18 protein-coding genes and 1 other RNA gene are annotated in these 17,678 nt (G+C 66.4%); 7 read left to right on the top strand and 12 right to left on the bottom strand.

Annotated features, from left to right (window positions below; all coding sequences use genetic code 11):
* Nucleotides 1-149 precede the first annotated feature (149 nt).
* Nucleotides 150-491 carry a carboxymuconolactone decarboxylase family protein gene (locus tag TSB10P1A_RS14790; protein ID WP_186388700.1) on the bottom strand — a complete coding sequence of 114 codons (342 nt, stop codon included), beginning with the start codon at nucleotides 489-491 and terminating at the stop codon, nucleotides 150-152.
* 152 nt (nucleotides 492-643) lie between these two features.
* Here TSB10P1A_RS14790 and TSB10P1A_RS14785 point away from each other — a divergent pair, with 152 nt between their 5' ends.
* On the top strand, nucleotides 644-1,021 hold the full coding sequence (locus TSB10P1A_RS14785; protein ID WP_186388699.1) for an MAPEG family protein: 378 nt from the start codon (nucleotides 644-646) through the stop codon (nucleotides 1,019-1,021).
* 69 nt (nucleotides 1,022-1,090) lie between these two features.
* Here TSB10P1A_RS14785 and TSB10P1A_RS14780 read toward each other — a convergent pair whose 3' ends face one another.
* From TSB10P1A_RS14780 to TSB10P1A_RS14740, 9 genes are all read right to left on the bottom strand, one after another.
* Entirely contained in the window at nucleotides 1,091-1,873 is a 783-nt protein-coding gene (locus tag TSB10P1A_RS14780) for a succinate dehydrogenase iron-sulfur subunit (RefSeq protein ID WP_067223334.1), read from the bottom strand.
* A 69-nt stretch (nucleotides 1,874-1,942) separates the two neighbouring features.
* A complete protein-coding gene (locus TSB10P1A_RS14775) occupies nucleotides 1,943-2,785 on the bottom strand; it encodes an FkbM family methyltransferase (RefSeq protein ID WP_186388698.1) in 843 nt (280 codons plus the stop codon).
* A gap of 61 nt (nucleotides 2,786-2,846) precedes the next feature.
* Complete coding sequence (gene sdhA / locus TSB10P1A_RS14770; protein ID WP_186388697.1) at nucleotides 2,847-4,676, bottom strand: succinate dehydrogenase flavoprotein subunit; 1,830 nt, start codon at nucleotides 4,674-4,676, stop codon at nucleotides 2,847-2,849.
* Between the two features lie 5 nt (nucleotides 4,677-4,681).
* Complete coding sequence (sdhD, locus tag TSB10P1A_RS14765; protein ID WP_186388696.1) at nucleotides 4,682-5,065, bottom strand: succinate dehydrogenase, hydrophobic membrane anchor protein; 384 nt, start codon at nucleotides 5,063-5,065, stop codon at nucleotides 4,682-4,684.
* A 14-nt stretch (nucleotides 5,066-5,079) separates the two neighbouring features.
* On the bottom strand, nucleotides 5,080-5,478 hold the full coding sequence (gene sdhC, locus TSB10P1A_RS14760) for a succinate dehydrogenase, cytochrome b556 subunit (protein WP_186388695.1): 399 nt from the start codon (nucleotides 5,476-5,478) through the stop codon (nucleotides 5,080-5,082).
* A gap of 203 nt (nucleotides 5,479-5,681) precedes the next feature.
* A complete protein-coding gene (locus TSB10P1A_RS14755) occupies nucleotides 5,682-6,341 on the bottom strand; it encodes a sulfate transporter family protein (RefSeq protein ID WP_186388694.1) in 660 nt (219 codons plus the stop codon).
* Between the two features lie 79 nt (nucleotides 6,342-6,420).
* Nucleotides 6,421-7,050 carry a histidine phosphatase family protein gene (locus TSB10P1A_RS14750; protein WP_244293128.1) on the bottom strand — a complete coding sequence of 210 codons (630 nt, stop codon included), beginning with the start codon at nucleotides 7,048-7,050 and terminating at the stop codon, nucleotides 6,421-6,423.
* The gene (gene nudC, locus TSB10P1A_RS14745; RefSeq protein WP_186388693.1) at nucleotides 7,029-7,970 is read right to left on the bottom strand and encodes an NAD(+) diphosphatase; all 942 of its coding nucleotides are present in this window, start codon (nucleotides 7,968-7,970) and stop codon (nucleotides 7,029-7,031) included. Before nudC ends, TSB10P1A_RS14750 begins: the two co-directional genes overlap by 22 nt.
* Nucleotides 7,971-7,988: 18 nt before the next feature.
* Nucleotides 7,989-8,432 carry an HIT domain-containing protein gene (locus TSB10P1A_RS14740; RefSeq protein WP_186388692.1) on the bottom strand — a complete coding sequence of 148 codons (444 nt, stop codon included), beginning with the start codon at nucleotides 8,430-8,432 and terminating at the stop codon, nucleotides 7,989-7,991.
* A gap of 172 nt (nucleotides 8,433-8,604) precedes the next feature.
* On the opposite strand from TSB10P1A_RS14740, the gene TSB10P1A_RS14735 reads away from it, so the two are divergent.
* The 6 genes from TSB10P1A_RS14735 (at nucleotide 8,605) to TSB10P1A_RS14710 (ending at nucleotide 14,848) form a co-directional block, all read left to right on the top strand.
* Nucleotides 8,605-10,254: an acyl-CoA synthetase gene (locus TSB10P1A_RS14735; protein WP_186388691.1), complete on the top strand. Its 1,650-nt coding sequence runs from the start codon at nucleotides 8,605-8,607 to the stop codon at nucleotides 10,252-10,254.
* 54 nt (nucleotides 10,255-10,308) lie between these two features.
* Nucleotides 10,309-10,406, top strand: an RNA gene (ffs, locus tag TSB10P1A_RS14730) — signal recognition particle sRNA small type.
* A 167-nt stretch (nucleotides 10,407-10,573) separates the two neighbouring features.
* Nucleotides 10,574-12,544 (top strand): DNA polymerase III subunit gamma/tau, encoded by a 1,971-nt coding sequence (locus TSB10P1A_RS14725; RefSeq protein WP_186388690.1) that lies wholly within the window; start codon nucleotides 10,574-10,576, stop codon nucleotides 12,542-12,544.
* An 84-nt stretch (nucleotides 12,545-12,628) separates the two neighbouring features.
* A complete protein-coding gene (locus TSB10P1A_RS14720; RefSeq protein ID WP_186388689.1) occupies nucleotides 12,629-12,949 on the top strand; it encodes a YbaB/EbfC family nucleoid-associated protein in 321 nt (106 codons plus the stop codon).
* Nucleotides 12,950-12,953: 4 nt separating this feature from the next.
* Nucleotides 12,954-13,562 (top strand): recombination mediator RecR, encoded by a 609-nt coding sequence (recR, locus tag TSB10P1A_RS14715; protein WP_186388688.1) that lies wholly within the window; start codon nucleotides 12,954-12,956, stop codon nucleotides 13,560-13,562.
* Between the two features lie 71 nt (nucleotides 13,563-13,633).
* The gene (locus TSB10P1A_RS14710; RefSeq protein WP_186388687.1) at nucleotides 13,634-14,848 is read left to right on the top strand and encodes a lytic transglycosylase domain-containing protein; all 1,215 of its coding nucleotides are present in this window, start codon (nucleotides 13,634-13,636) and stop codon (nucleotides 14,846-14,848) included.
* Between the two features lies 1 nt (nucleotide 14,849).
* On the opposite strand, the gene TSB10P1A_RS14705 is transcribed toward TSB10P1A_RS14710, so the two are convergent.
* Nucleotides 14,850-16,493: an ABC transporter ATP-binding protein gene (locus TSB10P1A_RS14705; protein ID WP_186388686.1), complete on the bottom strand. Its 1,644-nt coding sequence runs from the start codon at nucleotides 16,491-16,493 to the stop codon at nucleotides 14,850-14,852.
* 7 nt (nucleotides 16,494-16,500) lie between these two features.
* Nucleotides 16,501-17,676, bottom strand: coding sequence for an ABC transporter permease (locus TSB10P1A_RS14700; protein WP_186388685.1), 1,176 nt, complete (start codon nucleotides 17,674-17,676; stop codon nucleotides 16,501-16,503).
* Nucleotides 17,677-17,678: the final 2 nt, after the last annotated feature.

Below are 17,678 nucleotides of genomic sequence, written 5' to 3'. Positions count from 1 at the left end.
CCCACGACGACAGCACAACGAATCGGATTTCCGCCCCCGCGCAGGTGATACGGAGGATCGGAAACGCCAATATGACGAGCAGGGAGAGAGTTCAGGGCGAAAAGACGGCAATCAGAAGGCGCAGCCGGCGTCCGATGCACCCTGCCGCATCATGCGAAACTGTCGTAGGCGGCCAGCGCCTCCGCCCCATAGATCATCGAGGGGCCACCGCCCATATAGACCGCGACACCGATCGCCTCGAGCACCTCTTCGCGCGTTGCCCCATACTTCGCGGCCGCCTTTGCATGGTAGGCAAGGCAGCCATCGCAGCGCGCCGCAATACCGATCGCCAGGGCGATCAGTTCCTTGGTCTTGGAATCGAGCGCTCCCGGTCCGATCGCAGCTTTCGCGGTCTCGTGGAAGCCCTTGGCAACGCCGGGTATCCCGCTGCGCAGCTCCGCCATCCTAAGATCCGTCTGATCAAGAAAAGCACTCCAGTCGTTGACAGCCATGATGCGTCATCCCGCGTTGATTTGAGTGCGGCGACGCTAACCGCGCGGCGAGAGACGGACCTTGCGCTGGATCAAGCATAAAGGCTTCCGCTTGACCGGTCGACGCAATCCGGTCACCTCTTCGCCGAGCGCAACCAACCGGAAAATCGCCCATGCCCTTCGCTATCTGGTGCATTCTTGCCGCCGCCATCCTGCCCATTGTCTCCGCGTTTCCGGGCAAGCTCTCCAAGGAGTTCGACAATGCGCGCCCGCGCGATCCGGACTACTGGAAAGAGGGGTTTCGCGCCCGCGCCGCCGCCGCCCAGGCGAACGGCTTCGAGGCCCTGCCGCTGTTCGCCGCGGCCGTCATCGTCGGGCTGTGGCAAGGCGGCAATCCGGACTGGATCGACCGGCTGGCCGGCCTGTTCATCGGTGCGCGGCTGATCTTCATCTTCTGCTATTGGACCGACCGGGCAACGCCCCGTTCCCTGGCCTGGGCCGTCGGCTTCCTGTCCAGCGTGGCGATCTTCACCAGTCCGGCCTGGAGCTGAGGCAACGCGAAAGGGCCGCCCGATCTGTTCGGGCGGCCCTTCGGCAGATGCAAAGCCGGCGGCGGTGCGTCAGACGCGGCGCTCGACCATCATCTTCTTGATTTCGGCGATCGCCTTGGCCGGGTTCAGGCCCTTCGGGCAGGCCTGTGAACAGTTCATGATCGTGTGGCAACGGTAAAGGCGGAACGGATCCTCGAGGTTGTCGAGGCGCTCGCCGGTCGCCTCGTCGCGGCTGTCGATCAACCAGCGATAAGCCTGCAGCAGGATCGCCGGGCCGAGATAGCGGTCGCCGTTCCACCAGTAGCTCGGGCAGGATGTCGAGCAGCAGGCGCACAGGATGCACTCGTAGAGGCCGTCGAGCTTGGCGCGGTCCTCATGGCTCTGGCGCCACTCCTTCTCCGGCGCCGGCGTCGTCGTCTGCAGCCAGGGTTCGATGGAGCGGTGCTGGGCGTAGAAGCGCGTCAGGTCCGGCACGAGATCCTTCACGACCGGCATGTGCGGCAGCGGATAGATCTTCACCGGGCCGTCGCCGATCTCCTCCATGCCGCGGGTACAGGCCAGCGTATTGGTCCCGTCGATGTTCATCGCGCAGGAGCCGCAGATGCCCTCGCGACACGAACGACGGAAAGTCAGCGTCGGATCGATGTTGTTCTTGATGTAGATCAGGCCATCCAGAACCATCGGGCCGCAATCGTCGAGGTCAACGAAATAGGTGTCGACGCGCGGGTTGCGGCCATCATCCGGGTTCCAGCGATAGATGCGGTATTCCCGCAGGTTGGTGGCGCCGGCCGGCTTGTCCCAGACCTTGCCCTGGGTGACCTGGGAGTTCTTGGGAAGCGTCAACTGTACCATGTCTCGTCGCTCCGCGTTTCGGTCGGCCGAATTCGGGCCAGCCGTCCATTCCGTTCACGTTCCAGCCGCTCAGGCAGCACGCCTCAGCAGCACATTGTCTTTCGTTTCGCCTTCGACCCGATAGCCGGAGGCAGCGAGCACGGCGAGGCAGTCTTCCTGCCAATGCTCGCGGCAGTTGGTTTCCAGTAGGATCGCACCGGGGTGGCCGCTCGGATCCGTCGACCTGATATAGGGCAGCAGAACCCGGTCTTCGTATCCCTCGACATCGACCTTCAGAACGTCGACGCGCGTCACGCCGTGGCTCACCAGGATCTCCGCCAGCGGCTCCACGCGAACCTGGCGCGGCCGCCAGTCGCCCTGCCATTCCTCCGTCAGGTCCGGCAACAGGGTCGCAAAGCCGCAATTGCTGGGCTCGCTCCACAACTCCATCGTTCCGCGGCGTTCGCCGACGGCAACCGTCGCCAGATCTATTCCCGCCAGTCCGTTGGCGGCGATGTTGAAGGCAAGGCGCCCCGCCGTTTCCGGATTGGCCTCCACCGCCAGAACGGTGGCGCCGCAGCGCGCGGCGGCAAGGCTGTAGCTGCCGACATTGGCCCCGACATCGACGAAGACCGTGCCCGGCCGCAGATGGGCGGCGAGAAACCGCCGCTCGGCCCGCTCGGGCAGGCGCTGCCGCGCCAGGATCTTGCGGTCGTCATAGTTGGAGCCGGGATAGAGCCGGAAGCGGATGCCTTCCACCTCTGCATCGAAGGGGCCCGCGAACAGGCGGGCAACGACCGCCCGCAGCTTCTTGCGTAAGGTCGGCGCGAGATCGTGCCAATCGGCGAGCCGCCACGCGAAACGCGCCAGTCCCCGGGTCCGGTAGGTCCCGAAGGGAGAGGTCGTATCGACGAGTGTGGCTGCCGCCGTCATGTCCGCAGGGCTCCAGGCGCACCGGCAAAGCCTTCAAGGCCCGGTCGGTGCGCAGTCTCCATCAGTAGACGCGCGCCTTCGGCGCAATCTTCTTCGGGTCGATGCCGCCTTCCTCGTAGGTGGTCAGCGGCTCGGTGATCACCGGGCGATACTTGAGCGTCACCTTGCCGGCCTCGTCGACCCAGGCAAGCGTATGCTTGCGCCAGTTTTCGTCGTCGCGGCCGCCCATCGGACCGTCCTTGTAGTCTTCGCGGGCATGGGCGCCACGGCTCTCCTTGCGCGCTTCGGCGCCGAAGACCGTAGTGATGGCGTTGGCCATCAGATTCTCAAGCTCCAGCGTTTCCACCAGATCGGAATTCCAGATCATCGAGCGGTCGGTGACCTTGAGGTCGGCCATCTCCCCCCAGATCTGCGACAGGCGCCGGCAGCCCTGCTCCAGGCTTTCCTGGGTGCGGAAGACGGCGGCGTCCTCCTGCATGGCGCGCTGCATCTTCTCGCGCAACTGCGCGGTCGGCGTGCCGCCATTGGCATGACGGAGCCGGTCGAAATGTCCCATGATCCGGTCGCAGCAGGCTTCGTCGGGCGTCGGCACGGCCGACTTGCGATCGATCACCTCGCCGGCCTTGATCGCCGCAGCCCGCCCGAAGACGACAAGGTCGATCAGCGAGTTGGAGCCGAGGCGGTTGGCACCGTGCACCGAGGCGCAGCCCGCCTCGCCGACGGCCATCAGACCCGGTTGGATGGCATGCGGATCGTCCGCCGTCGGGTTCAGCACCTCGCCCCAGTAGTTCGTGGGAATGCCGCCCATGTTGTAGTGAACGGTCGGCAGGACCGGGATCGGCTCCTTGGTCACGTCGACGCCGGCGAAGATCTTCGCCGACTCGGAAATGCCCGGCAGGCGCTCGCCCAGGATGGCCGGATCGAGATGGTCGAGATGCAGGAAGATGTGGTCCTTGTTCTTGCCCACACCACGCCCCTCGCGGATTTCCATCGTCATGCAGCGCGAGACGACGTCGCGGGAAGCGAGATCCTTGGCCGAGGGAGCATAGCGCTCCATGAAGCGCTCGCCCTCGGAGTTGACGAGATAGCCACCTTCGCCGCGCGCGCCTTCGGTGATCAGGCAGCCGGCGCCGTAGATTCCGGTCGGATGGAACTGCACGAATTCCATGTCCTGCAGCGGCAGGCCGGCACGCGCCACCATGCCGCCGCCGTCACCGGTGCAGGTGTGGGCGGACGTCGCCGAGAAATAGGCCCGGCCATAGCCGCCGGTGGCCAGCACCACCATCTTGGCGGCGAAACGGTGAATGGTGCCGTCGTCGAGATTCCAGGCGATGACGCCCTGGCAGATCCCGTCCTCGGACATGATCAGATCGAGCGCGAAATACTCGATGAAGAACTCGGCATTGTTGCGCAGCGACTGGCCGTAGAGCGTGTGCAGGATGGCATGGCCCGTGCGGTCGGCGGCGGCGCAGGTGCGCTGCACCGGGGGGCCGTCGCCATAGTTCTGCATGTGGCCGCCAAAGGGACGCTGATAGATCCGGCCGTCCTCGGTGCGCGAGAACGGCACGCCGTAATGCTCCAGTTCGTAGACCGCCTTCGGCGCCTCGCGGGCCAGATACTCCATGGCGTCGGTGTCGCCGAGCCAGTCGGAGCCCTTCACCGTGTCATACATGTGCCACTGCCAGCAGTCGGGCGTCATGTTCTGCAGCGAGGCGGCGATGCCGCCCTGCGCCGCGACCGTGTGGGAGCGGGTCGGGAAGACCTTGGAGATACAGGCGGTCCTGAGACCCTGCTCGGCCATGCCGAGCGTCGCCCGCAGGCCGGCGCCACCGGCTCCCACGACCACCACGTCATAGCGGTGATCGACGAAGGAATAGGCTTGTCCTGCCATGGTGTTCAGCCTCCGAAGCTGATCTTGAGGACGGCAAAGATCGACGCAAGGCCGATGAACGCCGAAAAGAAGGTGTTGGCCATCAGCGCCAGGAACTTGGTCAACTCGCCGTGCACATAGTCCTCGATGATGACCTGCATGCCGAGCTTCATGTGATAGGTGCCGGAGACCACCACCATCAGCATGACGATCGCCACCAGCGGATTGGCGAGGGCGGCCGCGACCGATGCGTGATCATCGCCCTGCAGGGCGATGATCAGGATCACGAAGAAGGTGATCAGGAAGACATTGGCGACGGCGGTGACGCGCTGGCGCCAGAAATGCATGGTGCCGTCCCTGGCGGAGCCGAGGCCGCGAACGCGCGCGAGCGGTGTGCGCATGTCAGTCATGGGTCGAGCCTCCTTCAACGAACCGCATAGCCGACGACCCACAGCAGGATCGTCAAGGACACGGAACCGATGATCGTCGCGCGGGCGAGCCACTCACGGGCCTCGGGACCGAATCCGTGTCCCATGTCCCAGATGAAGTGCCGCATTCCGCCCAGCATGTGGTGGACCAGCGCCCAGGTGAAGCCGAACAGCACCAGCCGCCCGAGAATCGACCCATACAGAGTGTTGACGAAGTCGAAATATTCCGGCCCCGCTGCTGCCGCCACCAGCCACCAGGCAACAAGGATCGTGCCGAAATACAGCGCCCCGCCCGTGATGCGGTGCAGGATCGACATGACCATTGTGAGGATGGGTTTGTAGATCTGGAGATGCGGCGAAAGCGGCCGGCTGTTTCTCGTCCCGACGTCCGACATGGATTGTTCTCCCGTCTCCCTCATCGGCTTACGCTTACGTAAACGTTAGCTAAATCAGGGCCTTGTATACCCGCCTTCTAACTCCATCGGACGGGTACGTCAAAATATCCTGTCGGATAAGACGGAGCACGGATTTCGATGCCGATCCAAAGCAGGCTTCGACGCGTGCGGCGGCCGGTCGGCGCTCCACTCCTCAAAACGCCTTACCTATACGTCAGACGCTTGTGCAGATGTACCATCATCACGGTGGCGAAGATCGGCGTTAGCAGGTTGAGCAGCGGCACGGCGAGGAAGGCGGCGATTGCCAGCCCAGCCAGGAAAACGGTGCCCGAATGGGCGCGTCGCAATGCACGCGCTTCTTCCGGCGGACGAAACCGCGTCGCCGCGAACTCGAAGAACTCGCGGCCGAGCAGATATCCGTTGATCACGAAGAAGGCGACCAGATTGACGCCGGGCACGAGCAGCAGCAGCAAGGCCAGAAGGTTGCCGGCGATGACGATGCCGGCAAACTTGATCGCCTGCGGCAGGGCCACCGACAGCGGCAGGGCCTTGCCCGGCGGGTGCGCCGGATAGTCGTCACGCTCCACCACATCGGCGATATCATCCTGCAACAGGCCGGCGATGATCGCGGTCACGGGTGCGACAAGAAAGCCGAGCAGGAAGATCACCCCGATGCCCGTCAGCAGCGACAGGACCGTCTCAAGCCAAGGATAGGGCAGGCTGACCAGGGCCGCGACGGCACCGTTCAGGGCGAGCCAGACCACGAACAGCAGCGCCAGGGTGTAGCCGAGCGTCTTCCAGAAGATTGCCCGCAAGGGGGGCTCGAAGATCTGGGTGAGCGCGCGCAGGGCGGAGGGAATCATATTGGTAACGCGGTCCTTGTCGCGGGCTGTTTCGCCCCTCACTTAGGAAGCCGGCGCGTCCACCACAAGCCGGTCCGGCTCACCGGTCGACGAGCCGCCAGGCAAGATCCGGCGCCGGGGCATTTCGCTCCTGCAGCGCCTGCCGCGCGAAGGAATAGAAGAAGCCCCCGCCCGCTGGCTGGTCATGCCTGCGGTCGATCGCCCAGCCGCCAAGATGGCACTTGAGCAAGGTGCCGACACCGCCATGGCCGACGAAAAGCACCCACTCGTCCTCCGGGATGCGCTCCAGATGCACCGCCACCCGGTCGACGATTCGGGCCTGGGCATCGCAGGCCCGCTCCCAGCCGCGAACGCTGGTGTGCGGGCTCCCGAAGAACGCATCGGCCACGCGCTCGAATTCTTCCGGCGGCAGGAAACCCGTCGACGACCTGTCGTTCTCGTGCATCAAGTCATCGACCACCAGTTCGAGACCGAAGCGATCGGCGAAGACCGCAGCCGTCTCGATCGCCTTCCTCTCGCCACTCGAGACGATGTGCCCGAGGGAGGCGAATTCCGGCCGCAGCAGGCCAAGGCGGGCGCGCCCGAGCCCCTCCTCGGACAGGCTCCAGTCGGGGACGGGAACGTCGGGATCGATGCGCACCTGCGGATGGGTAAGATAAAGACAGTCGGCGGGCCCCGGCACCATCTTCAGCCCTGCCCCTCGACCCATCTGCGAATCAGCCAGTGGGCGATGGAAAGCGGCGGCGGCACCTTCAGGCCCTGGGGATGGGCATCCGCCAGCATCGCCGTCACCTCGTCGCGAGAGAACCAGCGACAGGCCTCAAGTTCGGCCGCGTCCATGGTGATGTCGCGGCTGAGCGCGGTACCGTGGCAGCCGATCATCAGGGACGCCGGGAACGGCCAGGGCTGGCTCGCCATATAGCTGACGGCACCGACCCGGATACCGGATTCCTCGAACACTTCCCGGCGCACCGCTTCCTCGATCGTCTCTCCCGGCTCGATGAAGCCGGCAAGGGTGGAAAACACCCCCTCCGGCAGGCGCGGCGGACGCCCCATCAGGCAGGCGTCGCCATCCGTCACCAGCATGATCGCCACCGGATCGGTCCGCGGAAAATGCTGACCACCGCAGGCGGGGCAGTCGCGCCGGTATCCGCCCAGCGCCATGACGCTGGGGGCCCCGCAGCGTGAGCAGAAGCGATGGCTTGTGTGCCAGTGCAGCAAGGCACTGGCCTGAGCCAGCATGCCGAGTTGCGGGGGCGGCAGCACTCCCTGTAGCGCCAGGGAGCGGATGTCGATCAACTTGCGTCCACCCGCCTCGATGCGCACCGGGTCCGCCGCCAGCGCGGCGGCAAAGACCGGTGCCCGCGTATCGGGCTGGAAGCCGAGCAGGATCGTCTCTTCCTTCTCGATCGGGGCAAAGACCGCCCCGGCCTGCTCCTGCCAGAGCACGGACAGCGGCCCGCTGTCCGTCCCCACCAGCGGCTTGCCCTCGCAGAAGAAGACGAAGCGGGCCTGCGGATTGCTCCGGTGCCCTGCCATCCACTCCGCATCTCCGCGATATTCGGACAGACGCTCCAACGGATTGCCATGATAGGCAAACCCGAAGGCGGTATCGGGTGTGTTGGTCATGCTGAAACGGTCCTCGGCTCAGGTCGCGTGGCTGGTGAACGGGACCCAGGCGTCCTTCGGCAAGCGACCGGCAATCGCGGCAGCCAGCGCTTCGGCCTGCCCGGCAGCGTAGGGCACCGCAGGGCCCGATCCCCACACGGGGCCCGGCCAGGCGACATCTCCCTCACGGCGGGCGATGACATGAACATGAAGCTGCGACACGATGTTGCCCAGCGCTCCGACATTCAGCTTGTCGCATCCCGTCTCCGCCTTCAGGGCCTCGCTGGCAAGGGCGATCTCACGCATCAGAACGGCTTGCTCCGCCTCAGCCAGATCGATGATCTCGACGAGGTCCGGCCGGCGCGGAACCAGCAACAACCAGGGAAATCGGCTGTCTCGCATGAGGCGCAGGGAAGACAGCGACAGATCGGCGACGGCCAGGCTGTCGGCCGCAAGCCGCGAGTCGAGACTGAAGGACGCCATGAATGCTCCGTCGGGAGGCGGGCTGGGACAGGAAAGCGCACTATAGCCGCCGCAGATGCCAGCGCCAGCCCTTCGCGAAGCAGCGTTTCCCGTTGACGGGGCTCCTCGCGAAAAGGCATGCCAGACAACAGAAACGACAAGGCCGGAACCGCCGGCGAGAGGGAGGACGCCGATGCTGCCTGAGGCAACGAGCTACGAGGACCTTGCCGCGCGTTTCGCCTGGCAGGTGCCGGAGCGGTACAATATCGGCCTCGACATTTGCGACAAGTGGGCCGACGTCGACCCGGAGCGCACGGCGATCATCGCCATCTCGGAAGACGGCCGCCGGGAGGTCATCAGCTTTGCGGCCCTGAAGGCGCTGTCCAATCGCGTCGCCAATCTGCTTTGCCGCGATGGTGTCCGCCAGGGCGACCGGGTCGCCGTCCTGTTGCCGCAAGCGGTGGAGACAGCCGCGACCCACATCGCCGCCCTCAAGATGGGTGCGATCACCATCCCGCTGTTCATGCTGTTCGGCGACGAGGCGTTGGCCTACCGGCTCGGCAATTCCGGTGCCCGCGCGGTCGTCACCAATGCCGAGGGCGCAGCCAAGCTCGCCCGGATCCGCGATCAGCTTCCCGATCTACAGATCGTCTATACAATCGATGGCGCGGCTCCCGGCACCATCGATCTGCATGCGCAACTCGCAAGCCAGTCCACCGCCTTCACGCCGGTAGACACGCTGGCCGACGATCCTGCGATCATCATCTACACCTCCGGCACCACCGGCCAGCCAAAGGGCGCGCTGCATGCCCAGCGGGTGCTGCTCGGCCACCTGCCCGGCGTCGAGATGAGCCACGATCTCTTTCCCCAGCCCGGGGACCGCATCTGGACGCCTGCCGACTGGGCCTGGATCGGCGGGCTGCTCGACGTGCTGATGCCGGCGCTGCATCACGGCATCACCGTCGTCGCCTGCCGCTTCCGCAAGTTCACCGCAGAGGCCGCGTTCAAGCTGATCGCCGAGGAGGGAATCCGCAACGCCTTCCTGCCGCCCACCGCACTCAAGATGATGCGGGCCCATGGCGAGCCGGCGGCGGGCCTGCGTCTCAACATGCGAACGATCGCCAGCGGCGGCGAGACGCTGGGTGCGGAGCTGGTGGAGTGGGGCCGGCGGGTGTTCGGCGTCACCATCAACGAGTTCTACGGCCAGACCGAGTGCAACATGATCGTCTCCTCCTGCGCGCGGCTGATGCCGGCGCGGCCGGGTATCATGGGCCGCGCGGTCCCCGGCCACGACCTTGCCATCGTCGATGCCACGGGCACGCCACTGCCAGACGGCCAGCAGGGCACGATCGGCGTCCGGCGCCCAGACCCGGTGATGTTTCTCGGCTACTGGAACAATCCCGAGGCGACGCAGGCGAAATTCGCCGGCGAATACCTGCTGACCGGCGACATGGGCGTGCGCGATGCCGACGGCTGGCTGCGCTTCGTCGGACGGGACGACGACGTCATCACCTCGGCCGGCTACCGGATCGGCCCCGGTGAAATCGAGGATTGTCTGATCGGTCATGCGGCCGTCGCCATGGCCGGCGTCGTCGGCAAGCCGGACGCGGCCCGCACGGAGATCGTCAAGGCCTATGTGGTGCTGGCGGATGGGCATGCCCCTTCGCAAGCGCTTGCCCGCGAGTTGCAGGACTTCGTCAAGGCGCGGCTCGCAGCACACGAATATCCGCGCGAGATCGCCTTCGTGGATGCCCTGCCGATGACCACGACCGGCAAGATCATCCGCAAGGATCTGCGCGCCCAAGCGGTTGCCGAGACCGGGGAGAGCGGGGTTCGCCGGTGATCCTTGCGGGATTTCCCCTTGCATCGGCGGGCGAAACTCACGATATAGGGCGCGGGAGGTTGGTGGTGGACGAGCCACTCGCCAACCGGGTCAGGTCCGGAAGGAAGCAGCCCCAACGAGTCGCGGCACGGGTCACCGTGCCAGCCTCCCACCCTTTCCGTTTCAGGCGCCGACCCGGTTTTCCTTCCTGTTCGCGAGGTCATCACGATCAGCGCGGGGATGCGTGATGGCGCGTTATCGCAAGCGGCGGCGGGGAAATCCTGCCTGACGCGCCGAATAGGCCTCAACATCCGGCGGTCGCGCCGTTAAGCTCGGGCCCATGGACGGTCTCATCCCCACCTCTTCCGACGAGAATTCCGGCGCTTCCGCGTATCGCGTGCTTGCGCGCAAGTATCGCCCGCGCAGCTTCGACGATCTGGTCGGCCAGGAACCGATGGTCCAGACCCTGCGCAACGCCTTCGACACCGGACGCATCGCCCAGGCCTGGATGCTGACCGGCGTGCGCGGCGTCGGCAAGACCACGACGGCACGCATTCTCGCCCGCGGGCTCAACTATGAGGTTCCCGGCGAAGTCGACCGGCCGACGGTCAACCTCGACAAGCTCGGCGTGCATTGCGAGGCGATCATGGACGGCCGCCATGTCGACGTGATCGAGATGGATGCCGCCTCGCATACCGGCATCGACGACATTCGCGAGATCACCGACGCGGCGCGCTACCGGCCCGCCTCCGCCCGCTACAAGGTCTACATTATCGACGAAGTGCACATGCTGTCGAAGTCGGCCTTCAACGGCCTGCTGAAGACGCTCGAGGAGCCGCCCGAGCATGTGAAGTTCATCTTCGCCACCACCGAGATCCGCAAGGTGCCGGTGACGGTCCTGTCGCGCTGCCAGCGCTTCGACCTGCGCCGCATCGATGCCGAGAAGATCGTCGGCCTGCTGCGCCGCATCTCGCAGGCCGAGGGCATCGCTGTTGCCGACGAGGCGCTGGCGCTGATTGCCCGGGCGGGCGAAGGCTCGGCGCGCGACTCGCTGTCGCTGCTCGACCAGGCCATCGCCCATGGCAGCATCTCCCTGGGAGGCGGCGACACGATCGGCGCCGAGACCGTGAGGGCGATGCTCGGCCTTGCCGACCGCGCCCGCGTCATCGATCTCTTCGAGCACCTGATGCGCGGCGATGCGGGCGCGGCCATGGCCGAATTCCGCCAGCAATACGAAGTCGGCGCCGACCCGGTGGTCGTGCTGTCCGATCTTGCCGAGTTCACCCATCTCGTCACCCGCCTGAAAATCGTTCCCGATGCCGGCGATGATGTCTCCGTGACGGAGACGGAGCGCGCGCGCGGCCGCGAGCTTGCCGGCCGCCTGTCGCTGCGCCTGCTGTCGCGCGCCTGGCAGATCCTGCTGAAGGGCATCGAGGAGGTCCAGGCCGCGCCGAAGCCGCAACTGGCCGCCGACATGGTGCTGGTGCGCCTTGCCTATGCCGCCGACCTTCCCGACCCGGAAGATGCCCTGCGAATGCTGCGCGAGGGCAAGGCCGCGGCACTCGGCTCCAGCCTGCCCGCGCCGCCAGCCCGGCCGCAGACGTCCGACGGAGACGCTTCCGGCCGACAGGCGCCAGGCGAGCCGGCGCAAGCCGCCTCGTCGCCAGTCGCTTCCGGCGCCCCCTACTCCCCCCCGACGGCGGAGCCGGTCGCTGTCTCAGCGCAGATGCGCACCTCCGCACAGGCGCTGCCCGGTCAGGCGCTACCTGGTCAGGCCCCACAGTCGCAGATCGCTCCCACCTCGCCGCCGCGCCTGCAGGCGCTGGCCGGGGGACTGTCCCCGGAGACGGCCCGCGCCGAGCCCGCTGGCGCCTCTCAGCCAGCACCTAGCCACGGACTTGCCTCGCTTGCTGACTGTGCGGCCCTGGCGGGCGAAAAACGCGATATTCGTCTGAAGGTCGAGATCGAACGGCAGATGCGGCTGGTCCGCTTCGAGCCGGGGCGAATCGAATTCCAGCCGGTCGAGGGCGCCGACCCCGATCTCGCCGGCCGGCTCGGTCGCCGCCTGTCGGAATGGACCGGCACCCGCTGGATCGTCACCGTCTCCAGGACGCAAGGCCGGCCGACGCTGCACGAGGAGCGCGAGGCCAACCAGCGCCAGCTTTTCTCCGACGCACGGGCCGAACCCACCGTCGCCGCCCTGCTCTCGGCCTTTCCGGGAGCCAAGGTCGTCGACGTGCGAATGATGGCGGCCGAGGACGCGCCCCTTGACATGGCGCCGGCCGAGGACGAAATCGACCCCGACGCATGATACACCGGCGGAACCCGGCACGGCCGTCCGCCGATTGGCAGGTCTGAACCGGCGCCCTGCCGCACCGCTCTCAAGGAGAGACCCATGGACTTCCTGAAGATGATGAAACAGGCGAAGCAGATGCAGGAGCAGATGGGCTCGCTGCAGGAAGAGATCGCCTCGCTTTCGGTCGAAGGATCGGCCGGCGGCGGCATGGTCACCCTGACCATGACCGGCAAGGGCGAGCTTAAGGCCATCCGCATCGACCCGTCCATGGCCAAGCCCGACGAGGTCGAGATCCTTGAGGACCTGATCCTCGCGGCGCATCAGGATGCCAAGGCCAAGGCCGAGGCACTGCTGCAGCAGAAGACCCAGGAACTGATGGGTGGCCTTGGCCTGCCCGCCGGCTTCAAGCTGCCGTTCTGACCCCATGGCCAACCGGGCGGTCGCCGGACCCGAGGTCGAACGGCTGATCCAGTTGCTTGCCAAGCTGCCGGGGCTGGGTCCCCGGTCGGCCCGGCGCGCGGCGCTGCACCTCATCAAGAAGAAGGACCAGTTGCTGGTCCCGCTGGCGCAGGCGATGGGCGTCGCCGTGGACCGGGTGACGGTGTGCTCGACCTGCGGCACCGTCGATACCTGCGACCCCTGCACCATCTGCGCCGATCCGCGCCGCGACACGGCGACCATCGTCGTCGTGGAAGACGTCTCCGACCTTTGGGCGCTGGAGCGCGCCGGGGCGCTGAACTGCCGCTATCACGTTCTCGGCGGCACCCTGTCGCCGCTCGACGGCATCGGCCCGGACGACCTGACCATCGACAAGCTTATCGAGCGCGTCGCGGCCGGCGGCGTGACGGAAATCGTCCTTGCGGTCAACGCGACGGTCGAGGGCCAGACCACCGCCCATTACATCACCGACCGACTGCGCGGCATGGACGTCAAGGTGACGCGCCTTGCCCACGGCGTTCCTGTCGGCGGCGAGCTCGACTATCTCGACGAGGGAACGCTGGTCCAGGCGCTGAAGGCCCGAACGTCCTTCTAGTTCGCTTCCCGTGTCGTCCCCGCAAGGGCCATGTTAGGCTTGGCTCCTGTCAGCCACCGCAACGGATCGTCATGCACCGCGCCCTTTCCGCATTGCTCGCAGTTCTGCTCGCAACGTTGTGGACCTCGTCCGCCCATGCGCAGCAACAGGGTTTGCAGGCGAAATTCGACCGGTTTCTGGAAACCCGCATCGCACCGGCCGCCCGCGCGGCCGGCGTGCCGCAACGGGTGATCGACCGCGAACTCGCCGGCCTGTCGCCCGACACCTCGCTACCCGGCCTTGGCGATCCCGACGGCCCCGAACGACCGCCTTCGGTCAACTACCAGTCCGAGTTCCGCGCCCCGGCCGGCTATTTCCGCGACAACCAGTTCAACGCGCTGGCCGCCCAGGGACAGCGGCTGGCGCAGACCCACGCGGCCACGCTTGCGCGCATCGAGGCCAGATACGGCGTCCCGTCGCGGATCATCCTGGCGATCTGGGGCCGCGAATCCGGCTATGGCGCGGCCCGTATTCCCAACGACGCGCTGAGGACGCTGGCCACCCGCGCCTTCATGGGGACCCGGCGGGAGTTCTTCGCCGGCGAGACCGTCGCCGCCCTGCAGATCCTTGCCGAGGGACACATCACGCGGGCCGACCTGCGGAGCTCGTGGGGCGGCGCGCTCGGCCAGCCGCAATTCCTGCCCTCCAGCTTCCTGCGGTTTGCGGTGGATTTCGACGGCGACGGCAAGCGCGACATCTGGCGTTCGGTGCCGGACACCCTCGCCTCGATCGCCAATTATCTCGCCTGGCACGGCTGGGTGAAAGGGCGCGACTGGGGCTACGAGGCACTTGTGCCGGCTTCCGTCTCCTGCTCGCGCGAGGGGCCCGATCGCGGCCAGCCGATCTCCGCCTGGGTCGCGGAAGGCGTCAGCCGCGTCAGGGATCGTCCCTTCCCCTCCCATGAATTGCCGCAGCCGGGCTTCCTGCTGATGCCCGCCGGCCGCAACGGCCCCGCCTTCATCGTCACGGACAATTTCTATGTGCTGAAGGCCTATAACGAGTCCGATGTCTACGCGCTGTTCGTCGGCCATCTTGCCGACCGCTACAGCAGCAGTGCCGGTTTCGTCCAGGGCTGGAAAGAGGTGAAGACCCGCTCGCGCGGCGCCGTCCGCGACCTGCAGCTCCAGTTGGAAGGCAAGGGCTACGATGTCGGCGGGGCCGACGGGCTGATCGGCTTCAAGCCCCGCCGCACCCTCGGGCTCGAACAGGAAAAGGCCGGACGGCGGGCAACCTGCTGGCTGGAGTAACCTACTCGCTGACGATGCCGGCGTCCGCCGTCTCCATCCGGAAGGCGGCGGCCATCAGCGCCTTGGTGTAGTCGGTCTTCGGAGTATCGAAGACCTCCGCCGCCGCGCCCGCCTCCACCACCTTGCCGGCGCGCATGACGATGACCTCGTTGGCGAGCGCGCGCACCACCTTGAGATCGTGCGAGATGAAGAGATAGGCGAGACCGTGGCGCGTCTGCAGATCGCGCAGGAGATCGACCACCTGGGCCTGCACGCTCATGTCCAGCGCCGAGGTCGGCTCGTCGAGCATGACGAATTTCGGCTGCAGCACCATGGCGCGGGCGATGGAGATGCGCTGGCGCTGGCCGCCGGAAAACTCATGCGGATAGCGGAAGCGGGTGTCGGCATCGAGGCCGACCTCGACAAGGGCGGCCGCCACCCGGTCATCCCGCTCGTCCGCGGTGATGCCGGGGAAATGGACGGCAAGGCCTTCGCCGACGATATCGGCCACCGACATGCGCGGACTGAGCGAGCCGAACGGGTCCTGAAAGACGATCTGCATGTCACGGCGCAGCGGACGCATATCCTTCCATGACAGGGTGTCGATCTCGCGGGCACCGAAGCGGATCTTGCCGGTGGAAGAAATCATCCGCAGCAGAGCCAACCCCAGCGTCGTCTTGCCGGAACCGCTCTCGCCGACGATGCCGAGCGTCTGCCCCTCGCGCACCGTGACATCGATACCGTCGACTGCCTTGATGTGATCGACGGTGCGGCGCAGCAACCCGCGCCGGATCGGGAACCACACCTTCACGTCGCGCGCTTCCACCACCACTGGGCGGCTTTCGTCCGTCACCGGCGGCTTGCCCTTGGGCTCGGCCGCGATCAGATGCTGGGTGTAGCTGTGCTGCGGGTTCTCGAAGACCTCGCGCACCGGGCCGCTTTCGACGATCTTGCCTTTCGTCATCACGCAGACCCGGTCGGCGACCTTGCGGACGATGCCGAGATCGTGGGTGATGAACAGCATCGCCATGCCGACGTCGCGCTGCAGTTCCTTCAAGAGCTTGAGGATCTGCGCCTGCACGGTGACGTCGAGCGCGGTGGTCGGCTCGTCGGCGATCAGCAGGTCAGGCTCGTTGGCCAGCGCCATGGCGATCATCACGCGCTGGCGCTGGCCGCCGGAGAGCTGGTGCGGATAGCTCTGCAGGCGGCTCTCGGGATCACGAATGCCGACCTGGTCGAGCAGTTGCACCACCCGAGCCCGTGCGGCCGCATCGCCCATGCCGCGATGGACCTTCAGCACCTCGGCGATCTGCTTCTCCACCGTGTGCAGCGGGTTGAGCGAGGTCATCGGCTCCTGGAAGATCATCGAGATCTCGTTGCCGCGAATGCGGCGCAGGGCCGCCTCGCCGGCCTTGAGCACGTCCTCGCCCTTGAACAGGATCTCACCGCTCGGATGGGAGGCTGCCGGATAGGGCAGCAGCTTGACGGTCGAGAGCGCCGACACCGACTTGCCGGAGCCGGATTCGCCGACCAGAGCCACGGTCTCGCCGGGGCCGATGTCGAAGGAGATCCTGTCCACCGCCGTATGGGTCACCCCGTTCTGGGTGAAGGCCACCGACAACTCGCGGACCGAAAGCAGCGGCGGTTTGTTCTGTGCGCTCGTCATGGGGTCCTCATGCGAAGCTCTTGCGCGGATCGAAGGCATCGCGCACCGCCTCGCCAATGAAAATCAGCAGGCTCAACATAGCCGAGATGACGATGAAACCGGTGATCCCGAGCCAGGGCGCCTGCAGGTTGTTCTTGCCCTGCGCCAGCAGTTCGCCCAGCGAGGCGGAGCCCGGCGGCAGGCCGAAGCCGAGGAAATCGAGCGCCGTCAGCGTCGAGATCGAGCCGTTCAGGATGAAGGGCATGAAGGTCAGCGTCGCCACCATCGCGTTGGGCAGAAGATGGCGCCACATGATCGTGGGATTGCCGACGCCGAGTGCTCGCGCCGCCGTCACATATTCGAAGTTCCGGGCGCGCAGGAATTCCGCCCGCACCACGCCGACCAGCGCCACCCAGGAGAAGGCGAGCAGGATGGTGAAGAGCGTCCAGAAACCGGGAATGAGGACCGAGGACACAATCAGGATGAGGTAGAGCGTGGGGATCGCCGTCCAGACCTCGATGAAGCGCTGGAACAGAAGGTCGACCCAGCCGCCGTAATAGCCCTGCACGGCGCCGGCCGCGATGCCGACGACCGAGGAAGCCAGCGTCAGGGCGAGGCCGAACAGGACGGAGATACGGAAGCCGTAGACAAGCCGAGCGACCACGTCGCGCCCCTGGTCATCGGTGCCGAGCCAGTTCCAGTTGCCGAGGGTGCAGTTGGGGTCCTCCGCTCCCAGCGGATAGCGGACGCAGCGCTCCTGCTTGTCGAGCCGCCAGGACGGCGGGGCGGGTGCGGGCACCGGAATCTCGTTGTTGACGGTGCGATAGGAATAGCGGATCGGCGGCCACAGCATCCAGCCGTTGGCGCTGATCTCTTCCTGGATATAGGGGTCCCGGTAGTCGGTCACCGCGAGGAAACCGCCGAATTTCTCCTCCGGGTAGTCAACGAAGATCGGCGCCAGAACCTCGTTCTTGTAAACGACGACGATCGGCCGGTCGTTGACAAGAAACTCGGCCAGGAGCGACAGGCCGAACAGGAGAAGAAAGATCCAGAACGACCAGTAGCCGCGCCGGTTGGCCTTGAAGTTCGTCAGCCGGCGCTGGTTGATCGGCGACAGAAAGCCCTTCGGCCGGCCGATCGGCGCAGTGGCAGTGGCCGCAGCCACTGCCTCCACCTTGCCCGTGGGTTCCGTCTTCAGATCCATGC

The organism is Stappia sp. TSB10P1A (genome assembly GCF_900185725.1).
In the GTDB taxonomy this organism is placed as follows: Bacteria; Pseudomonadota; Alphaproteobacteria; order Rhizobiales; family Stappiaceae; genus Stappia.
This window is presented reverse-complemented; position numbering and strand designations above follow the sequence as displayed.

Coding starts and splice junctions, on each gene's coding strand:
- nudC (WP_186388693.1), bottom strand. CDS start 7,970: ATGACCAACACACCCGATACCGCCTTCGGGTTTGCCTATCATGGCAAT.
- sdhC (WP_186388695.1), bottom strand. CDS start 5,478: ATGTCGGACGTCGGGACGAGAAACAGCCGGCCGCTTTCGCCGCATCTC.
- TSB10P1A_RS14790 (WP_186388700.1), bottom strand. CDS start 491: ATGGCTGTCAACGACTGGAGTGCTTTTCTTGATCAGACGGATCTTAGG.
- TSB10P1A_RS14785 (WP_186388699.1), top strand. CDS start 644: ATGCCCTTCGCTATCTGGTGCATTCTTGCCGCCGCCATCCTGCCCATT.
- recR (WP_186388688.1), top strand. CDS start 12,954: ATGGCCAACCGGGCGGTCGCCGGACCCGAGGTCGAACGGCTGATCCAG.
- TSB10P1A_RS14740 (WP_186388692.1), bottom strand. CDS start 8,432: ATGGCGTCCTTCAGTCTCGACTCGCGGCTTGCGGCCGACAGCCTGGCC.
- TSB10P1A_RS14725 (WP_186388690.1), top strand. CDS start 10,574: ATGGACGGTCTCATCCCCACCTCTTCCGACGAGAATTCCGGCGCTTCC.
- TSB10P1A_RS14780 (WP_067223334.1), bottom strand. CDS start 1,873: ATGGTACAGTTGACGCTTCCCAAGAACTCCCAGGTCACCCAGGGCAAG.
- TSB10P1A_RS14720 (WP_186388689.1), top strand. CDS start 12,629: ATGGACTTCCTGAAGATGATGAAACAGGCGAAGCAGATGCAGGAGCAG.
- sdhD (WP_186388696.1), bottom strand. CDS start 5,065: ATGACTGACATGCGCACACCGCTCGCGCGCGTTCGCGGCCTCGGCTCC.
- TSB10P1A_RS14735 (WP_186388691.1), top strand. CDS start 8,605: ATGCTGCCTGAGGCAACGAGCTACGAGGACCTTGCCGCGCGTTTCGCC.
- TSB10P1A_RS14710 (WP_186388687.1), top strand. CDS start 13,634: ATGCACCGCGCCCTTTCCGCATTGCTCGCAGTTCTGCTCGCAACGTTG.
- TSB10P1A_RS14700 (WP_186388685.1), bottom strand. CDS start 17,676: ATGGATCTGAAGACGGAACCCACGGGCAAGGTGGAGGCAGTGGCTGCG.
- TSB10P1A_RS14755 (WP_186388694.1), bottom strand. CDS start 6,341: ATGATTCCCTCCGCCCTGCGCGCGCTCACCCAGATCTTCGAGCCCCCC.
- TSB10P1A_RS14775 (WP_186388698.1), bottom strand. CDS start 2,785: ATGACGGCGGCAGCCACACTCGTCGATACGACCTCTCCCTTCGGGACC.
- TSB10P1A_RS14705 (WP_186388686.1), bottom strand. CDS start 16,493: ATGACGAGCGCACAGAACAAACCGCCGCTGCTTTCGGTCCGCGAGTTG.
- TSB10P1A_RS14750 (WP_244293128.1), bottom strand. CDS start 7,050: ATGGGTCGAGGGGCAGGGCTGAAGATGGTGCCGGGGCCCGCCGACTGT.
- sdhA (WP_186388697.1), bottom strand. CDS start 4,676: ATGGCAGGACAAGCCTATTCCTTCGTCGATCACCGCTATGACGTGGTG.